Source organism: Micromonospora sp. R311, from assembly GCF_056780015.1.
Genome location: NZ_JBSWCE010000067.1, coordinates 1 through 18,777, shown reverse-complemented (window position 1 = coordinate 18,777; position 18,777 = coordinate 1). Strand labels below are relative to the sequence as shown.

Sequence of the window (18,777 nt, the reverse complement as noted above, 5' to 3'; positions counted from 1 at the left end):
CTGCCTCTCGCGACCCGCCGACCAGCGCATTCCGCCTCGCAGGACCTCCAGGCCCGCCGAATTACGTCGAACCCGGGCCGGTGGTCAGGAAGGTGTGGATCTGTGGCCACCAGGTTTCGATCGTGGTGGCGAGCCGGTGAAGTTCGGTCAGGTCGGAGGCGGCGCAGCGGGCGTAGAAGCGGTGCAGCAGCCGGTGGGCGTGTTCCCGGTTCGGCTGGGTGCGGGCGACCGCGAGCAGGTCGAGCAGGTCTTCTTTCGCGTTCCATGCGGCCAGGATCGGAGCACCGATCGCCGTCGGGAGGGCCTCGAGGGTGTCGACGAGGCCGTCGACGTGCTTGCCGCTCATGCGGGCGGCCGAGCGGGTCAGCCGGTTACGCATCCGCCATTCCGGGTCGCTGCCGCGACCGCGGCGCCCCCGCTGGGTCAAGGTCATGCGGCGGCGGACCTCGGTGACCGCCCGGTTGGCCAGTTGCACGACGTGGAAATGATCGACGACCAGCACCGCGTGCGGTAACACCTGCCGGATCGCGGACTTGAACACGGTGCACATGTCGATCGCCACCGCCTGGACCTGCTCACGCCAGGCCGGCGGGCGAGCGGTCAGCCAGCCGGTCACCGCCGCCGTGGTACGGCCTTCGACCTGCGCGAGCAGCCCCTGACCACCGGACAGATCGCAGAAGCCAACGTGCCAGCGGTCCGCAGTAACGGTCCACGAACCGGCGCGGGCGTCCCAGATCCAGTGCGGCTTGCCGCGGCGAACCTCGTCGATGCCCAGCACCGCGACCGGCTCCGGCTCGGCCGGCAACACCGCGCTCGCGTGGGCGGTGAACGCGGCAGCGACGACCGGCCAGGAGATGCCGTGGTCCCGGGCGGCCTGCACGATCGTGCGACCCGCGTCGGCGACCGCCGCCCCGGCCGCTTGCCGCAGCCGGCTGGTCAGCCGGGCACGGGCCGGGACCTGCGCGACCTGCTCGGTGAACGACTTACGCGGACAGTCTGGCGTCGGGCAGTACCAGCGACGTTTCCGCCAGCGCAACTTCACCGGCCGGCCACCGACCGGCAAATCCCGCGGCCGGGTCGTGGTCCATTGCTTCACCCTCAGCGCACGCTGCCCGCACTGCGGGCAGCATCGTGCCTGCTCACAACCGGTGGACAGGTCCACCACCGGGACACCGGTGGCGTCCAGCTCGACCCGCTCAGCGACCAGACCGTCCAGGCCCAGCAGCCGCGTCGTATCGTTGACCATGCTCGCAGCTCTTCACTTGTGACCATCCGAACTAGACACTCAGATGATCACTGACGGGCTGCGAGCCCCTCACGCTCGGGTCGACTCAGCCGCGAACCCCGCTCAAGTTCGAAGAGCCGCGATCCCAGGGACAGCTGGCGCGGCTGCGGGCCACCTACACCCGCGACCACGGGGTGCGGCACATGATCGCCGCCCTCGACCTGGCCACCGGGCGCCTGCATTACCGCATCCGTGACCGCAAACGCTGGCGCGAGTTCCTCGGCTTTCTCAAGACCCTGCTGTCGCCGCCGCTGGCCCGACCAGCGTCTCTCCCTGATCGTGGACAACTTCTCCCCGCACAAGCACCCCGAGGTCCGTGCCTGGTGTGCGGCCAACCGCGTGGAACTGGTGTTCCTACCGACCTACGCGTCCTGGCTGAACTGGATCGAAGCGGAGTTCGCCGCTGTCCGCTACTTCGCCCTCAACGGCACCGACCACCGCAGCCACGGCGAGCAGGACGCCGCCATCGGCGACTACATCCGCTGGCGCAACCAACGCGCCAAACCGAAAACCGGATTCGCCGCCGGCTCCAAGATCCGCCACCCGGATTACCCGTTCAAGGCTGCATGACGGGGCGCTAGCCGCATACCTGGTCAGCTCAAGATGGCGTCCACTACTTTGATCGCCCGCCATCCGTGCTGGGCGTAGGCGTAGGGAAAGGCGGAGACCTGGACAGCCTGGGCAGCGAGGGTCAGCGGCAGGTTCTGCCAGCCGGGGATTGCCAGCAGCGCAGTGAGGAACTGCCGGGTGGCGAATTCCGGTTTCATCAGGTCGCGTACGGGCCCCCAGCCGGTGCTGGGGCGCTGCTGAAAGAGTCCAACGGAGTCGTGGTCCCAACCGATGGCCTGGTGCGGGTAGTTCTGCGACTCGGGCAGCACGCCGCTTGCGTAGTTGTAGAGGCTGCTCTCCTGCATTGCCGTGGCCACCGCGATCACAAGCGCGCGGCGGGGGACGCCCATCTTCCGGCCGGTCTCCACGATCTTCTTGGCGTTGTCCATCTGAGCCCGGTCCAGCCCCGCGACCGGGGGAATTCGCTTGGGCTTGGGTTTCGACTTCGACGTGGCCTTGGGCTTGGGCTTGAGGGTTGCCGTTGGGGACGGGGAGCTTGCGGGGGCAGGGGCTTCGGTGGCCGGGGCGGCGGACTCGCGGGCCAGTCCGCGGGAGGCGGCGTCGGCGTCGGCCTCGGCCCGCTGAGTGATCTCCGCGCGCTGGTCGGGCACCGGAGACTGGCCGCCGGAGCTGGCGTCGACCTGGGTGAGGGCCGCGAGGCCGAGGCAGCACACCGCTCCGGTGGCGACCGCCACCTTGGTCCGCCTGCGCCGGGCGGCGAGGAAGTTACGCAGGCCGTCGAGGCGGGTACTCAACAGTCTGACATTGCGGAGTCGGGGCTGGAAGGTGACGTGTAGTCGATCGGCTGAGGGGATATCGTCCGAACGGTCAGCCGGCCAGCCGAGTTTGTTCTGGTCGTCGAGGGTGCCGTCGTTACGCATTCGACGAGGCTAGGCAGGATAAGCAGCAGTTACCCAGAGTGATGGAGTGGCGCTGCTCACATTTTCGCCGTTTGCAACCGGAGCCCCCGGGGCGCCCGGGTAGCCCCTGGGAGAACACGCGCGATCAAGTCAAACCTCTCTTTCCCCTGCAGGGGTGCCGGGTGAGGCAGGAACGGGGGGATGCATCGCGCCACCGTCAGATGATCCACTAGCTAATCCTTTCAGGTGATACCAACCTCCGCCTTTCGGAGGCATGGCGGCATCAGATCGGCGTATTAGCCCACTTGATCATCCTCATATGTGGCCGATCCTTACCACCACCTATTCCGGCCATCGGCCCGGCTCCTGTGATCTGTTGCGGGGCCGCCACCTCCCAGGGCAGACCTGCGGCGACACCTGCCACGAGGCTGAGAGCAGCATCGGTCACGGCCCTCTCCGGCCACCGCCGCGCCGGGTTCTGGTGGAGCGCGGCGGAGTGACCGCCGTCCGACGATGCCTGCGGCGGAGTGACCGCCGTCCGACGATGCCTGCGCCGGACTGCGGTAGGTCGGAACGATCCAGCGAAGGTAGGAACAAGCTGATGTTCACGAATACGGTGACAGCGAGCCACGCATACCCGCCGTCCCAGGCGGCGTTCACGGTCGTGACCCTGCCAACGAACACCGCGGTGGGTGGGATGCCGACCAGGCCGAGCAGCGCAACCAGCAGAGCCACAGCGAGCCACGGCCACCCGGCGGCTACGCCCTGCCACTGGGCGAGGTCCCGCCGCGCGAGCAGTGCAGCAGTGACTGCGAACGCGGCGATGTCGGTCACCGTCGCTGAGGTTTATCGCGAGGTCGCTGGGGCCAGCCGCGACGACCGGTACGAGCAGGAAGCCGACCTGGCTGACGGTGAACCAGCCGAGCAGCCGCCTCCGATCGGACCAGTAGGCGGCGAGTTTGCCCGACGCCATGCTCGCTACGCCCGCCGCAGCCACCACGGCTGGCCGCGGTGTAGACGCCAGCACCACGCCCGACGAACCGGTAGACCGCCACAAGCACGCCGATCTTGGCACGGTCGCCAAGAACGTCACCGCGAGGGCGGTGGAGCCTTCGGCCGCATCCGGGACTCAGAAGTGCGCCCGTACCCCGCCGGCCCTAAAGACCTCGTGCATGGTTGTGGGTGCTTGGTGGGATGATCTTCCGGTGGTTCGGTCCACTATGGTGCTTCATCGTCGGGTGACGGGCTTGTCTGTCGAGGTCATCGCCGAACTGGTGGCCGAGCTGGGTCCGGTGTGGCAGGATCGGCAGCAAGCCCGGTTGACCGCCCGGACCGTCGGCGGGCGGTAGGTGCCGGTGCCCGCTACCGGCTGGTCTTCGTTGACCGGCTGCTGGCCACCCTGGTCTGCCTGCGTCACGGCGTGACCCATGATGTGCTGGCGGCGTGGTTCGGGGTGGACCGCTCCACGATCACCCGGGCGGTGGGCGAGATCCGACCGTTGCTGGCCGAGCGGGGCTGCCGGGTGCCCGGCGGCCTGCGGCTGCGCACCCTGGCTGACGTGGTCGCCTACCTGAATCATGTGCGGGCGGCGGCGTTGATGGGCGCCACCGAGATCCGCGTCCGGCGTCCTGCTGCCGGACGCGCCGGACGGCAGCGGTTCGTGTCCGGGAAGTCGCGCACCAACGCGATCAAGACGATGGTCCTCAGCGACAACCAGGGCCGGCTGTTGTTCTGCGGTGCCACCGTGCCCGGCAGCACCGCCGACATCACCCAAGCTCGCCAGGCCGGTCTGACGGACTGGCTGGCCCACACCGGCGGGGTGCGTATCCTCGCCGACGCCGGTTATCAGGGCCTTGGCGCCCAAACCGGCGGCCAGGTGATCACCCCCGACACTGCGGCATCACAAGAAAGCCCTGGAACGCCTTGTCTGGCATCGCCGAACTACGCCAAGCCCAGCGCCGCGAGCACGCCCGCCGCCGGGTACGCGTCGAGCACGCCATCGCCCACCTGAAGAACTGGCGCAGCTTGACCCGCCATCTCGGGCGCCGCGACAGCCTCGACACCACCATCCGGGCTGTCGCCGGTCTACTGTCCGACCATCAACACACCGACCGCGGCGCGAACCCATCGCCGCCATCACCGCCGACCTGCCCCAGCCGGGGGCACTCCCCACGCTGCGGACAACCATGCACGAGGTCGTTGTCGACGGACGTCTCCGCGGCCGTTCCGGTCATACCGGCGCTTCCGCCGCCGGGTGCCAGTCACCGGTCTCCGGCGTGGCTGGGGCCGCCCGTTGCTCCGGCTGCTCCCGGCACGGTCTGTCTTGCCGCAGCCTCTCCCGTCGATGCCGGCTGCGCTGCCTCTGCGGCACGGGCGAGCACCTCGGCTACCGGTAGGCCGGTGCGTCGCGCCACCGTCAGCGCCTCCTGGTACTCCGGCTGCACTGTCACCACGCGGTCGCCGACGTGACCGCGCTTGACGGCGACCGCGCACCCGGCGATGGTCACGGTCACCTCGTCGCGGCGCAGCGCGCGCCGCTCGACGGTCGAGATTCGCACGCCGAGGGTGGTCGTCTCCTCGAAGACGATCCCGCAGAGCAGGTCCACCCGCTCTGCCTCGGTTAGCACGCTGAGCACCTGTCCGGGCCGGCCGTGGTGGGTCAGGGCCGGGGTGCACCAGGCGTCGGCCGCCCCAGCGGCCCGTAGCTGGTGCAGTAGGTCCGGCCAGACGCGGGGGTCCAGGTCGTCGACGGTGGCGTCGACCCGGTGCAGTGCGCTGGTGACCCACTCGGGGCCCGGCCCGGTCGGCGCGTCCCGGCCGACCAGCAGTCGGAGCACGTTCGGGTGTCCGGGCGGGTCGGCGCTGCCGGCGCCGACGCCGGCAGCCGTCGGCACGCAGGAGGGAGCTGGTCCCCATCCGGTGGCCAGCGTGGTAAGCAGCGCCGCGCCGGTGGGCGTGCACAGCTCCCGCTGTGCCGGGTGTTCCCTGATCGGCGCGCCGGCTGCGACCAGCAGTTCCAGTACCGCCGGTGCGGGCACCGGCAGCGGCCCGTGGGCGCTGTGGACGGTGCCCGAGCCCACCGCCACTGGCCCGACGATCCGGGCCTGTGCCCCCAGCAGGTCGAGCTCGTGCAGCGCGAGTGCACAACCCACCACGTCCACGACCGCGTCCAGGGCACCCACCTCGTGGAAGTGGATCCGTTCCACGGGCGCGCCGTGCACCCGCGCCTCGGCGCGGGCCAACCGGTCGAACGTCGCGACGGCGAAGTCGCGTACCGGTGCCGGCAACCCTGCCGTGTTGACGGCCGCGACGATCTCTGCCAGTCCGCGTGAGGTCGCCGCGTCGGGGACCTCCACCACCGCTCGCGCGGCTCGCAGCCCGTGCCGGCGCACCTGCCGCAGCCCGACCCGCATCTCCTCCAATCCGAGCTGGGCGAGGCCGGCGCGCACCCGGTCCAGGTCGGCTCCGGCGTCGAGCAGCGCACCCAGCAGCATGTCACCGGCGGCGCCGTTGCCCGCGTCCACCCATAGCACTCTCACCGTGACGCCTCCCCCGTGCGGTCCGCGGCCCCGGCGGTACGCCGGGCGATCCGGGCCGCGGCGACCCCGGCGCCGAAGCCGTTGTCCACGTTGACGGTGAGCACGCCGGGCGCGCAGCTGTTGAGCGCCGCGAGCCAGGCCACCATGCCGTCGAGGTGCCAGCCGTAGCCGACGCTGGTCGGCACCGCGATCAGCGGGTTGCCGACCAGCCCTCCCAGGACCGACGGCAGGGCGGCCTCCATGCCGGCGACGGCCACCACGACGTCGCAGCCCGCGATCCGGTCCCGCTGGGCGAGTAGCCGGTGCAGGCCGGCCACGCCGACGTCGAGGACCATCTCCGGCGCGGCGCCGAACACCTCGATCGTGGTGGCGCACTCGCGTACCACTGGCAGGTCGGCGGTGCCGGCGGCGACGACTGCCACCCGTCCCCGGGCCTGCGGTGGCGGGCCGAGCACCGCGCACCGGCCGGCCTCATCCAGGCGTACGCCGGGTAGCTCCGCGCGGCACCGGCTGCCGGCCTCGGCGGTCAGCCGGGTCGCCAGCACCGCGCGTTCCGGGTGCGCCCGATGCAACGCGGCCAGCGCCCCGATGACCTGTTCGGGGGTCTTGCCGGCGCCGAACACCACCTCCGGATCGCCGGTGCGGGCGGCGCGGTCGACGTCGAGCTGGGCGAAACCCAGATCGACGGTCGCCGCGCGTGCCTGGCGGGTCACCGGCGACTGCTGCCTCGGGTACGGTCCGGTCATGTGCGGCTCCTGCGGGTCGTCATCGTGGCGGCGGGGCGGCACCGGAAGGTGGGCGAGGGATGCACGATCCAGTGGCGGAACTGGCGGCGCGGCTGGTCGCCGAGGTCGGCAGGTACGGGCGGCCCCTGGTCGCCTTCTCCGGCGGCGTCGACTCGGCAGTCGTGTTGGCCGCGGCGGTGCGCGCCCTCGGCACGGCGGACGTGGCGGCGGTCACTGCGGTCTCGCCCGCGCTGCCGGAGGCGGAGCTCGCCGCCGCCCGCGCCTGGTGCGCCGAGCTGGGCGTGGCGCACCACGCGGTGCCCACCGCCGAGCTGGCGGTGCGCGGCTACCGGGACAACGGCCCCCGGCGCTGCTACTTCTGCAAGGGCACCCTGCTGGACACCGCCACCGAGGTGGCCCACGCGGAGGGCTACACCAGCCTGGTGACCGGCACGAACGCCAGCGACGTGGCCGCCGGCTTCCGCCCCGGCATCCGGGCCGCCGCCGAGCGCGGCGCCCGCACCCCCCTCGCCGACCTCGGCTTGGACAAGGCCGCGGTGCGGCGGGTCGGCCGCCGGTGGCGGGTGCCGATGTGGGACAAGCCGGCCGCCGCCTGCCTGTCCAGCCGCATCGCGTACGGCGTACGCATCACCCCGGCCCGGCTGGCCCGGGTGGAACGCGCCGAGGCTGCCGCCCGGGCGCTGCTCGCCAACCTCGGCGTGCGGGACCTGCGGGTACGGGACCTCGGCGACTCGGTACGGGTGGAGGTCGACGCGTCGCTGGTGGCGGCCGCTCGGAGCCTGTCGGTGCTGGGCGAGGCGGTGCGGGCCGCCGGCTTCGGCGACGCACCGCTGACCGTGGCTCCGTTCCGGTCCGGCTCGATGAACGAGCTGCTGCCCGACCCGGAGCGGTGGCGCCGGGCCTGACCCGGCCGCCTCGCGCGCGGCGGCCAGCGGCGACGCGGACGCGGTCAGCGCGGCTCACCCCACACCCGGTCCCCGCCCCCGCCGGGCACCGGCCGGGTAGCCTCCCAGGTCCGCCGCCAAGACGCCGCCGGCGGGCCGGTCGGCAGCGCCAACTCGCCGCGCGCGGCGGCCCGCAGCGCCCCGTACCAGCCCAGGTCGTCCTCGGCCCACAGCCGGCTCACCGCAGCGGTGAGCCGGGCGTGGAAGGCGCGTGCCCGCTCGTCCGGTTCCGGGTTCAGCGCTGGGCCGTACCGGACCACCACCCGCGGCCGGCCGGGCATCGGCCAGTTGCGCCCGCGCGGCATCGCGGCGTACGTCCCGCGCAGCACCACCGGCACCGCGGGCACGCCCCGGGTGACGCAGAGCTGGGCCGCGCCCATCCGCAACGGGGACATCCAGCCGTCCTCGCTGCGGCTGCCCTCCGGGAACAGCAGCAGGTTCCAGCCCTGCGCGACCAGTTCCGGGGCGAGGCTGCGCAGCCGGCGGGACCGGTAGCGCTCGACCGGGAAGGCGTTGAACACCAGCGCGGTGGCGGCCGCGCGCCAGCGGGCGTCGAAGAAGTAGTCCGCTGCCGCCCCGACGGCGAGGTTGCGCGCGAACCGGTCGGGCAGCGAGCCGATGATCAGCGGGGCGTCCAGGTGGCTGCTGTGGTTGGCCACGAACACCACCGGGCCGGTCAGGTCCCGCAGCAGGTCCCGGCCCTGCACCTCCGGACGGGTCTGGCTCCAGGTCGCCGGCCGCATCAGGACGAGTTGCAGGGCGCGGCGGGTGACCTGCGCGGCGCGGCTGCGCGCCCAGGCGGTAGGGAACTCGCCGGGTGGCTGGGGCAGTTCGTGGCCGACCGCGCTGCGCGGGGTACGGGAGCGGCCCCGCCAGTCCCGCCCGGCGGCCAGCATCCGCGCCTCGTCGATGATGCCCATGCCCGCCTACCGCACGTCGGCCATGGTCAGCGGCGGGGCGTGCAGGTACGTCACAGTGGGGCTGCGGCCGACCGTGTCCCGGGCCATCTCCAGCGCGTCGGCCAGGGTCGAGGCACTGCGGAAACCCATCCGGGCCGTGCTGTGCCGGTCCCCGCCGACGAAGATCACCTCGCCCAGGTGCTCCAGCGCGTGCGCACCCCAATACCACATGTACAGCGGATGCACTCCGTGGTAGGCGTAGCTGTTGCGGTACAGGTGGACGTACCACGGGTCGGTGGCGAAACGCTCTTCGAACTTCGTCTCGATGGCCACCGGGTCGGTCGTCTCGGTGAGCACCTCCTCGAAGAAGTCGATGTAACTCGGGTGGTGCACCGGGTGGAACTCGTTGCGCACCGGGTGGTAGTAGATCGCCACTCCGCCGGGCCGGACGATCGGCTGCCCGCGGTAGAGGTTGAAGAAGTAGCCCAGACCCAGGCTCATCACCAGGATCGGGTTCATCACCGAGTTGACGTTGTACGGGCAGATGTACGGCAGCCCGAAGATCCCGATGTCGGAGGGGCCGTCGACCTCGGTGAGCTGCTGGCGTAGCACATGGCTGACAGTCACCGGGTGGACCTGCGCCGGGTCGCCGGCGGTGACCGAGGTGACCCCGTACGGCGCGGCGGTGCGGTGCCACAGCTGCCGCCGGCGCCGGGCCGGCACCAGGTCGTTGGCCCGCTTCGCGGCGAGGTACGCGGCCTGGTCCCGCAGGGTCCACTCCCACTCGCGCCGGTTGAGGAAGCCCAACTGCGCCGGGAAGGTGTCGTTGTTGAGCGTCGTCTCGATCTGGAAGATCCGCACGTGCTCGCCGAGCACACCGGCCATCCGGTCGTACGAGTGGTGCATCGCCGAGTTCGGCGGGTCGTTGAACGACCGGGAGTGGCGCAGCGTGTGCACGTTGTGGTGGTGACGCAGACTCCGGTAGGAGGCCAGCCCCACGGACACCGACTTCGGCCCGCCACTCATCGCGGTCAGCGTGATGTTGACGTACACGATCAGGTCGCTCTCGGCGGCCCGCCGGTTGATCTCCACAACCTCGCCGTGTCGGGTGGTGCCGACCTCGGTGAGGTTCGCCCGGTCCTCGGCGTCGTGGTTGCGCAGGTGGTGCGGGAAAAACGAGCGGAACACCCGCTCGCCCACCGTACGGCGCAGCTCCGCCGGGGTCATCCGGCGGTGCAGGGCGTTGCCGGCGATGAGCTGCACGTCGTCCACCCCGCGGGCGGCGGCCAGCTCCAGCACCCGCTCGATCACCCGTTGCCGCACGTCCGGGGTGCGCATCGGCGGCAACGGCAGCGACAGGTCGTCGAAGACGATCGTCAGCCGCATCCCCGGGCGCAGCAGTTCGCGCAACGGCTCGCAGCCGAGCGGCGCGTCGAGCGCGGCGCGGATCCGCCCGTCGAGGTCGGGTAGGCCGGGCAGCGATTCCGGCGGGTACACGACCCGGCTGCCCAACGGCAGCCGCTCCAGCCGGAATCCCTCCCCCTCGTGCATCAGCAGCGCGGGCGTGCGCTCGTCGACCTCCAGCACGAACCCGGGCCTCACGGGCCCGGCTCCTGGCCCACCGTCCGACCGGCACCGGCTGCGTCCACCATCGGCACTCCTCTCAGTCCCGGGTCGGGTCGAAAGCGACCTTGACCGTGCCCAACCGTCCCGCCGCCGTGGCGTGCCCGATCGCGTCACGCCACCGCGACAGCGGGTACACCGCGTCGACGTAGTCGCGCAGCGGCGGCGCCCCGGCCAGCTCCAGCGCGTCCGGAAAGTCCCGTCCGCCGGAGGCGTACCCGCCGACGAGTTCCAGCTCCCGGAACCACAACGGGGCGAGGTCCACCGCAGCGTTCGGCATGCCGGACAGCAGCACCGTGCCGCCGGCGCGGACCACCCGCAGGGTGATGTCCAGCCCGCTGCCGCCGGTGCAATCGAAGGCGACGTCCGCCCCGCCGAGCAGGAACTCGGGGCCGCGGTCCGGCCGGGACAGGAAGCCGCCGGTCGCCCGGCGCAGCGCCCGGGTCGCGCGGTCCGCGGCCAGCACCTCCGTGGCGCCCAGCTGGGCCGCGCGGTCCCGCTGGTGCGGGTGCTTGGCGATGACGTAGACCGGGCCCGCCCTGGTGTGCTCGCGCAGGGCCAGCAGGGTGAGCAGGCCGACCGTGCCGGCACCGACCACCACGACGCTCGCACCGTCCGCAATGGCCACCCGTCGTACGGTGTGGATGGCGCACGCGAGCGGCTCGACCAGCAGCGCCTGTTCGGTGTCCAGGCGGTCCGGCACGGGGTGCAGCTGGCTGCGGTGGGCCACCAGCATCCGGCTCCAGCCGCCACCGGTGTCCGCGCAGAAGCCGGTCTGCAACCCGGGCGAGACCTGACCGGCCGCGATGCGGTCGCACCGGTTGTGCCCGCCGCCCGCGCAGGCCCGGCATGGCGGCACGTCGCGGGGCCGGCAGCCGAGCACCGGGTCCAGCACCACCCGGCTGCCCCGGGGCAGCTCCGGCAGGTCGTCGACGGTCACCCCGACCACCTCGTGGCCCGGGGTGAAGGGCATCGACACCAGTGCCGACAGGTACGGCGAGTTGCGTCCGGTGAGCAGCCCCAGGTCCGAGCCGCAGATGCCGGACAGCAGCACCCGCACCCGGGTCCAGTCCGCCGCGGGCGGGCGCGGCTCGGGGCGGGTGAGCAGCCGCAGCGGCGCCAGGTTGGCGGCGAGGAGGCCGGCCGCCCGGCCACCCAGGGCGCTGCCAGAGACGGCCCGCCCGGCCTGGTAGCGGGCCGGCGAGCGGTGGTATTCGAGGGTGAGGATCATCGCACCGTCTCCGTCAGCGCGTCGAGCGCCGGCAGGGTGCCCGCTGCCCACCGGGCCACCGGCCAACCCCGGCTGCGGGCGTACCGGTAGAGCTGCGGATCGGGGTTGACCGCGACCGGCTGGCCGACCGCTTCCAGCAGCGGCCGGTCGGAGTAGCTGTCCCCGTACGCGTAGCAGTGCTCCAGCCGCGCCCCCGCGGTGCGGGCGTACCGCCGCAGCCACGCCGCCCGGGCCTCGCCCACCAGCGGCGGCGCGTCGAGCAGGCCGGAGTAGACGCCGTCGCGCAGGTGCAGCCCGCTGGCCACCACCTCGTCGAACAGCGGCGCGAGCGGGCGGACCAGTACGTCGACCGTGCCGGTGACGAGCACCGTGCGGTGGCCCGCGGCCCGGTGCTCCCGCACCCGCCGGACCGCCTCCGGGTGGGCTCGGCGCAGCAGCGCGTCGCCGAGCCGCTCATCGACGAGCCGGTGCAGCAGCGCCTCGCTCGCCCCGGCATAGCGGCGCAGGAACCGGCGCAGGAACTCACCCCGGTCGCGCCGCTCGGCAGCCAGGTAGCCGGGCAGCCGGCCGACCAGGTCGACGAGCTCGCCCGGCCAGTGCCGGGCCGGCAGGTCGGCCAGCCGGGCCCACAGGTAACCCTCCACGACGTTGGCGGCCACCAGCGTGCCTTCCAGGTCGAACAGGGCGATCACGTCCCGGTCGCCGTTGGCCACGGCGGGCAGCCGGCGGTCGGCGGGCCGGTTGGCCGGCGTACGGCGCAGCGAAGCGGTGATCGCCGGAATGTGCACCCGCCGAAGGTAGTGCGGCCAGTCGATCGCCGCCACGTCGAAGCCGTGCTCGGCGGCCCGCTCGAGCGGCAGCGCACGGTGCAGGGCGAGCAGCCGGTCGTCGGTGTACACCACCTCGGTCTCGGTGTAGACGCCGTACAGGTCGGCGTACCGGCGCAGGAAGTCCAGATCGGCCCGGCGTCGGGTGAGCCGGTCCTGCCAGTCGCGGGTACGGTCGGTGGCGGGGGCGGCCAGCAGGGCGCTCTGCGCGACGCCCAGGGCACGCTCGCCGGCGCGCAGCATCCGGCCCACCCGGCGCGAGCCGGGAAAGTCCCAGGTCGGCACCCGCACGTCACCCCGGTCGCCGTCGGGCATCGGGTGCTCGGTGAAATACTGCCGCACGGTGTCGTACATGTCGCGGAAGGTCAGCGGGTTCCGGGCACCCGACCCGACGTGGTAGTACGCCGGGCTGGCGGCCGGCGGCGGCACGGCGGCCACGGCGAGGATCGCGTTGACCACGATGTCGACCGGCACCAGGTCCAGCACGCCGTCGGGCAGACCGGGGAACTCCGGCAGGATCCCCCGTCCGTACGCCAGGATCAGCGGGTCGGTCATCTTGAGCCCGTCGATCCACCCGGGGCGGGGATGGGCCAGGGCGCTCTCCACGATGGCCGGCCGGACCACCGACAGCGGCAGCGTGTCGCCGACGAGGTCCTCGGCCACCCGCTCGCCGAGCGCCTTGGTGAAGGTGTACACGTCCGGCCAGCCCAGCGTGCGGGCGCGCAACCGGCCGTAGTCGACCAGCCGGTCCCGAACCCACTCGACCCGTGCCCGTTCCGCCGCCGCGGCCGTCGACTGGGGCCCGGACCGGCCGTGCTCCCGGCGAGCCTCGGCCAGCAGCCGGCTGAGCAACTCCGGGCGGCGCGAGTCGCGCTCCACCTCGGCGGGCGCGGCCAGCGCCGCCGCCAGTTCGGTGCGCCAGTCGACCGTGTGCTCGAGGGCCACCTCGGGTACCACGCCCTTGTGCCCGCCGGCGACGTACGCGGTGGAGACGTGCACGACATGCGGCGCCGCCCCGGCGGACCGGACCGCCTCGTACAGCTGCACCGCTCCGGAGACGTTGGTGCGGAACGCCTCGTCCACGGGCGGGCCGAAGGAGACGATGGAGGCGGCGTGCACAACGACGTCGAGGTCGTGCGGAAGGGACAGGGCCGCGTCGGCGTGGCCCAGCGCGGCGTCGACGACCCGGACCCGGCTGGCCACGGCGTCCCGAACAACCTCCTCGCCGACCTGCTCGCGCCAGTGGGCGAAGACGGGCTTGCGCAACAGCCCGGCCAGGCGGTCCGCGGCCGACCGGCTGCCGCGGCCGCGGATTAGCAGACTGACCCGGGTGTCGGGGTAGCTGCACAGCAGTCGTTCCAGTACGGCCTGGCCGAGGAAGCCGGTGCTGCCGGTGAGCAGCACGTGCGCACCGGCCAACGGGGTGGCGGGGGGTACGTCGTCCAACGTCGACTCCCTCGTGCGTCGCCGCAGCGGCTCCAGTTGGGTGGGTGGTGATCGGAACTCAGGCGCCTGTCATGGTAACCCGTGAGGAGCCCCTACACCCGCGTCCACAGGTGAGAGCCGTCCAGGTGCCGGTGCCGGTGCCGAAAGTCCAGCACCGCTGCCTTCTCGGGCATGTCGATCAACGAAGGGTGGTGACTCGGGTCAGGGACGGCCGTACGGCGCTGGTCGTCCGGCATGGTCAACCGGTTCCGCGGACCCCGCGCCGAGCGAGGCGTACAGCTGAAGCAGCCGCTCGGCCAGTCGGGGCCAGTCGTACTCCTGGACCCGCTGTCGCCCGTTGGCCACCAGCCGAGCCCGCAGGTCGGTGTCGACCAGCGCGGCGATCAGCCGGTCGGCCAGGGCCGTCACGTCGCCCGGTGGCGCCACCAGGGCCTCCGCCCCGTCGCGGACGATCGTACGGTAGCCCTCAATGTCGGTGGTCACCACCGCCAGTCCGGCGGCCATCGCCTCCAGCAGCACGATGCCCAGCGCTTCGTACCCGGTGGATGGCGCGCAGAAGACGTCGGCGGTGCGGTAGTAGCGGGGCAGTTCCGCGTCCGGCACATACCCGATCAGCTCGACGTCAGCGAGCCCGCGCCGCCGCACCTGGCGCGCCCACCGGTCACGCTCGCGGGCATCGAACTGGCCGGTGACCAGAAGCCGCGCGCCTGGCAATGCCCGCCGGACCTGCGGCCACGCGTCCAGCAGCACCGGGAAGCCCTTGCGCTGGTCGAGCCGGCCGACGTACAGCACGGTCGGACGGCCGTCGGCCCAACGGGCGACCGGTGCCAGCGCCGAGTCGCTGAACCGGGCGACGTCGACCCCGCCGGGGATGACCTGGTAGTCGGCGGGGAAGTACTGGCTGACCCAGCGGCGAGCGTCGACCGAGACGGCGATGCGGGCGTGCAGTCGGCGCATCGCCCTGTCCAGCGGCCGGCGCAGCAACCGGTACGGAAGGAACTCCGGCCGATACCCGTGAACGGTGCCGACGGTGACCGTCCGCGTGTGGCACGTGGCGGCCAGCGCCACCATCGGCGCCAGCGGTTCGTGGATGTGCACCACGTCGTGGTCGCCGGCCAGTAGTAGCCGGCGCACCCGCCACCAGGCCATCGGCGACAGCGAGACGCGGGCGATGCTGCGGGCGATCGGTACCGCCACCACACTGCGGGACACCACGGCGACCCCAGGACCCAGACCGTCCTCGGTCGAGGCGGTCGTGACTACCGTCACGTGGTGACCCAGCGCCCGCTGATGCCGGGCCAGATTGACCACGTGCTCGCGAACCCCGCCAGGAATGGCATGGTCGTAGGGCTGGACGTGGGCGATCTTCATGGTGCCTCCCACACATTCCGGAACGCCAGCCACTGTCCGGTCCGGGCGGCCACCTGGCGTTCGATCTTCCGCATAACGAGTTGCACGGCACGAGTACATCGTCGGGCTCACGACCCGAGCCGGTCAGGCGCGGGTTGATCCGGGCTTGGCGCATCTGAGGCCGGCGTACGTCCCGCGAGCCGGCCGCAACTAGTATCGGCGCCCTGGTGCGCAGGGCCAGCCGCTCGGCACCGGCGGGGTCCCGAACCCGCCAGGCGACGAACGTGACGGTACTGCCAATGCCGGTGGGCGTCCAGATCGCCGCTTACCATGACGCGGCAGCCGTCGCGCAGCGCACGCAGCAGCCAGCACGGCTCGTCGGTGCGAACCAAGTCCAGGCCGTTGCCGCTGCGCAGCCGCTGGAGCAGGGCGTACTCGCGCCGGTCGGCCATGTTCTGCACCATCAGCAGGACCGGTGCCGAGCCAACAACAGTGGCAACGGCCTGAGCGCCTCAAGGTTGCCGACGTGCCCGAAGCCGAGAATGAGGCGGTACGGGAGTCGGCCACCGCCTCCTCCGGGCGTTCCAAAGCGCCGACGGTGATTTGGGCGCGTACCTCGTCGAGACCCAGTCCCTCGAGGCGGAGCAGCTCGAGGCCCTTCACGCCAGGTTGCGCAACAGCGGCCGGGGGAGGTCAGTGAAGGGTAGATCGGCGGGCAGATGTGCCGCCCGCGCAGATCCTCGGCGACCGGCAACGGGCCGGTGGCCAGGTACCGAAAGACTGACCGCCGATGCAGCGGGACCTCGTAGATATGCCCGCCGAGCGCGATGTCGTCCCGGCTGCGCAGCTCGGCCTTCAGCGGTTCCGATACGGTGGTGTCGAGCAGGACGGCGAGGTAGCCGTCGTTGGATCGGGCGCCGGGCGGTACCAGCAGGACCCGCAGGCCGGGCACATCGGCCAGGGCCGTCCGGTAGCGCCTGGCGGCGGGCGACGAACTGCGGCCGGCGGTAGACCTGCAGCAGTCGGAGCATCGCCTGCACCTCGGTGAGCCGGCAGTTGGCGTCGATCACTTCGGGGTGGTTGCCGCCGCCGCCCTTGCCTTGGTCGCGGATCAGCCGCACGGTGTCGTGCTGCCGTTGGTCGGCGGTGAGTATCAGCCCGCCCTTACCCATGGGGATGATGACTTCGGTGCAGAAGTAAGAGAAGGTGGCGACGAGGCAGAAGGAGCTGCCGGTGAGGCCGTCCAGGCTACTGCCGTGGGCGGCGTCCGCGATGCCCCGGTCCTGGCGCAGCGGGGCCAGTTCCGGTGTGGCCGGGGAGATCAGCCTGCCGATATGGGCGGCCACGATCGACCGGGCGTGGCCGGTGATGCGCCGGGCGATGTCCGCAGGTTCCAGCGTGAGGTCCGTCCCGAAGTCGGTGAAGACCGGACGGGCACTGGCGCGCAGTATCGCGAAGCAGGTGGCGGCAAGGGTGTGTGCAGGCTCGGTCAACTTACTACCGGCCACTTTCACTGCGGATGCGATTGCGTCTAGCGTGGCGGTGGCCAGCGGATCACGGTGCTGCTGGGCGAACTCCTGCTCGAAGCGGGCCACGTACGCGTCGAGGGTCAGGAACTCGCAGGCTGAGAGCAGGAGGCGGAACTGCTCGGTGACCTTCTCGATGTCCGCGGGGGAGAAGGCGTACGCCTGCGCTGCTACCTTCACGTGCATCCTGCCTGTTCGTGTTCTTCGGTATTTCAGACAATCGGTCGGCGAGGCCGTGAACTGCTTCCGCCAAGCCGCCGTGGGAATCAACGAGCCGGGGGATGCGGCGGTTGCGGTTCCGGATGTGCCGGTCGCTGACCGCGACATTGCGCCGTCCAGCCGCCTTTGCTGGCGGCGGAAAGCGCCCGCCCACGTCAGCAGGCGATTCCTGCCGGTGCTCGTCAGCCGGTAGAGTGTCCGTCCCGTCGAGCGTTTCGGGTCCGCCGGCGCAGTGGGCATCGCACACTCATCAAGCCGCGCGGACCGTACCTGGACGACACTCCTCGGGTTGGTGCACAACGGCTACGCCTTGCGGCCGGCGCGAGGGCGGGGCCCTGTGTCCAGACCCGTGTGACGGGCCTGCGCGCGGTCGCGCTGCGTGGCCGACGTGGTGCGGTTCTTCTACGACGAGCGGTACGTGCGACGGCACTCGGCGGTCTCGGGACCGGTGCAGGCTGTTCGGCCGCCGGCCCATCCACATGCTCGACGGCGCAGACCACCGCCACCGCACGGCGATGTCCTGTCCCTGCTCTCCGACCCACACCGCGTCACCGGGGTGGGACGACCAGATAGCCGTGACCTGGAACAGAGCGATCACGACCAGCGGTGACGACAACCGAGCACAGCCGGGGCGGTGGTGAGCCACATTTCGCGTGGAACGTATCTGTCAGCGGCCTGCCTCGGTGTACTGGTCCGGCGCATAGGCCGATCGCCCGGCAGCAGCCCCAATCGCCGCGAGCTGCATGGTGCGGGCGACGGCGTTGTTTACGCTGCTGGCGATACACGAGTGGTGCTCGCTGACCCGGTCCGGACAGTCGCGGTAGCCGGTGCGCGACGGTCGCGGCGGCCCGAAACGAAACCGAACCAGCTTGCGCGAGCGCGTAGGTGACGACGGCGCGGTGCACGTGTCAGCACGACGCCGACCACGTCGACCCGGCGGCACGCCCTGGTCCGCGACCTGAGGCTGGTCCGTCATCTCTGAGGCGCGTCCCGTGGTACGCCAAGAGGACACCCGCCGCCGGGTTTCGGTGACCGCCGGCCCGCCCGTACACCGCGTTCCGCTGGCCGGCCCACCCCGGCGCGCCCGCCGACTGGAGGACGTCGCGCCGAGGTGGCCACCGCGGTGGTTGTCGTCGGAGCCCCCGCCGTGGTGTGGCTGGCCGTGCATGGCGGATGACGCAGGCCGGCATTGCCACTGCCCTGATTGTCGCCCACCTCGGCTTCGAGCTGGTGTTGTTCCTGCGTCGTCACCCGATGGTGCGAACCACCGTCGTCGGCCAGGCTCCGGCAAGACCGTCAGAGGCTCCGCCACCGCGCCCACCCTGGCGCTGGTCGCCCGGGCTCCGCTGATTGATCAGTGGCGCGAGCGCCCTACCAGCGTGCCAGTCATCGAGAGAGAAGAGTGTCAACGCCAACCGCGCCCGGCTCACCCGCCAGTACAGTCGCCGCCCGAGGACAACACCCGCCGCAGGCGGTGCCGCCACTACCGGAGAAGATCGTGACCCGGGTTACGCGAGCACTACACCGCCGTGCAGAAATTGGCAGCCCAAGGCATGTCCAAGGCCGCGATCGGGCGCAAACTGGGACTGCACCTGGCCCGGGTTCGACGTAATTCGGGGACCTGGAGAGCTGAAATTTTGGTTCTGACCTGGGCGGAGATGGGTGGGACCGCC

General features: G+C 72.0%; 11 protein-coding genes and 3 pseudogenes. 3 read left to right on the top strand and 11 right to left on the bottom strand.

The window, feature by feature from the left end; all coding sequences use genetic code 11:
- Positions 1 to 76 precede the first annotated feature (76 nt).
- Positions 77 to 1,246: pseudogene (locus AC1WTP_RS33125) on the bottom strand (ISL3 family transposase); the annotation flags it as partial.
- Between the two features lie 318 nt (positions 1,247 to 1,564).
- On the opposite strand from AC1WTP_RS33125, the gene AC1WTP_RS33120 reads away from it, so the two are divergent.
- Positions 1,565 to 1,855, top strand: a complete 291-nt coding sequence (locus tag AC1WTP_RS33120) for a transposase (protein WP_146228028.1) — start codon at positions 1,565 to 1,567, stop codon at positions 1,853 to 1,855.
- Positions 1,856 to 1,878: 23 nt separating this feature from the next.
- On the opposite strand, the gene AC1WTP_RS33115 is transcribed toward AC1WTP_RS33120, so the two are convergent.
- The gene (locus tag AC1WTP_RS33115; RefSeq protein ID WP_481653171.1) at positions 1,879 to 2,775 is read right to left on the bottom strand and encodes a peptidase M23; all 897 of its coding nucleotides are present in this window, start codon (positions 2,773 to 2,775) and stop codon (positions 1,879 to 1,881) included.
- 364 nt (positions 2,776 to 3,139) lie between these two features.
- Positions 3,140 to 3,919 (bottom strand): annotated as a pseudogene (locus AC1WTP_RS33110) (proton-conducting transporter transmembrane domain-containing protein); the annotation flags it as partial.
- Between the two features lie 255 nt (positions 3,920 to 4,174).
- Between AC1WTP_RS33110 and AC1WTP_RS33105 the strand changes: the two are divergent.
- Complete coding sequence (locus tag AC1WTP_RS33105; protein WP_481653170.1) at positions 4,175 to 4,765, top strand: transposase family protein; 591 nt, start codon at positions 4,175 to 4,177, stop codon at positions 4,763 to 4,765.
- Between the two features lie 250 nt (positions 4,766 to 5,015).
- Here AC1WTP_RS33105 and larC read toward each other — a convergent pair whose 3' ends face one another.
- Entirely contained in the window at positions 5,016 to 6,293 is a 1,278-nt protein-coding gene (gene larC / locus AC1WTP_RS33100; RefSeq protein ID WP_481653169.1) for a nickel pincer cofactor biosynthesis protein LarC, read from the bottom strand.
- Positions 6,290 to 7,039, bottom strand: a complete 750-nt coding sequence (larB, locus tag AC1WTP_RS33095; protein ID WP_481653168.1) for a nickel pincer cofactor biosynthesis protein LarB — start codon at positions 7,037 to 7,039, stop codon at positions 6,290 to 6,292. Before larB ends, larC begins: the two co-directional genes overlap by 4 nt.
- A gap of 59 nt (positions 7,040 to 7,098) precedes the next feature.
- Between larB and larE the strand changes: the two genes are divergently transcribed.
- Complete coding sequence (gene larE / locus AC1WTP_RS33090) at positions 7,099 to 7,944, top strand: ATP-dependent sacrificial sulfur transferase LarE (protein ID WP_481653167.1); 846 nt, start codon at positions 7,099 to 7,101, stop codon at positions 7,942 to 7,944.
- Between the two features lie 44 nt (positions 7,945 to 7,988).
- Here the strand turns inward: larE and AC1WTP_RS33085 are convergent, their stop codons facing one another.
- The 6 genes and pseudogenes from AC1WTP_RS33085 to AC1WTP_RS33060 form a co-directional block, all read right to left on the bottom strand.
- Positions 7,989 to 8,903, bottom strand: a complete 915-nt coding sequence (locus tag AC1WTP_RS33085) for a lysophospholipid acyltransferase family protein (protein WP_109898923.1) — start codon at positions 8,901 to 8,903, stop codon at positions 7,989 to 7,991.
- Between the two features lie 6 nt (positions 8,904 to 8,909).
- A complete protein-coding gene (larAH, locus tag AC1WTP_RS33080; RefSeq protein ID WP_481653166.1) occupies positions 8,910 to 10,484 on the bottom strand; it encodes an NPN-dependent hydroxyacid isomerase, LarAH14/15/16 family in 1,575 nt (524 codons plus the stop codon).
- A 61-nt stretch (positions 10,485 to 10,545) separates the two neighbouring features.
- Positions 10,546 to 11,736 (bottom strand): zinc-dependent alcohol dehydrogenase, encoded by a 1,191-nt coding sequence (locus AC1WTP_RS33075; protein ID WP_481653165.1) that lies wholly within the window; start codon positions 11,734 to 11,736, stop codon positions 10,546 to 10,548.
- The gene (locus AC1WTP_RS33070; protein WP_481653164.1) at positions 11,733 to 14,009 is read right to left on the bottom strand and encodes an HAD-IB family hydrolase; all 2,277 of its coding nucleotides are present in this window, start codon (positions 14,007 to 14,009) and stop codon (positions 11,733 to 11,735) included. The genes AC1WTP_RS33075 and AC1WTP_RS33070 overlap by 4 nt, the downstream gene beginning before the upstream one ends.
- A gap of 201 nt (positions 14,010 to 14,210) precedes the next feature.
- On the bottom strand, positions 14,211 to 15,380 hold the full coding sequence (locus AC1WTP_RS33065) for a glycosyltransferase family 4 protein (RefSeq protein ID WP_481653163.1): 1,170 nt from the start codon (positions 15,378 to 15,380) through the stop codon (positions 14,211 to 14,213).
- 442 nt (positions 15,381 to 15,822) lie between these two features.
- A pseudogene (locus AC1WTP_RS33060) lies at positions 15,823 to 17,071 on the bottom strand (DegT/DnrJ/EryC1/StrS family aminotransferase).
- Between the last annotated feature and the right edge of the window lie 1,706 nt (positions 17,072 to 18,777).

Bases quoted from the DNA above. Each gene is read 5' to 3' on its own strand.
- AC1WTP_RS33115 (WP_481653171.1), bottom strand. From the start codon at position 2,775: ATGCGTAACGACGGCACCCTCGACGACCAGAACAAACTCGGCTGGCCG.
- AC1WTP_RS33085 (WP_109898923.1), bottom strand. From the start codon at position 8,903: ATGGGCATCATCGACGAGGCGCGGATGCTGGCCGCCGGGCGGGACTGG.
- AC1WTP_RS33075 (WP_481653165.1), bottom strand. From the start codon at position 11,736: ATGATCCTCACCCTCGAATACCACCGCTCGCCGGCCCGCTACCAGGCC.
- larB (WP_481653168.1), bottom strand. From the start codon at position 7,039: ATGACCGGACCGTACCCGAGGCAGCAGTCGCCGGTGACCCGCCAGGCA.
- AC1WTP_RS33065 (WP_481653163.1), bottom strand. From the start codon at position 15,380: ATGAAGATCGCCCACGTCCAGCCCTACGACCATGCCATTCCTGGCGGG.
- larE (WP_481653167.1), top strand. From the start codon at position 7,099: ATGCACGATCCAGTGGCGGAACTGGCGGCGCGGCTGGTCGCCGAGGTC.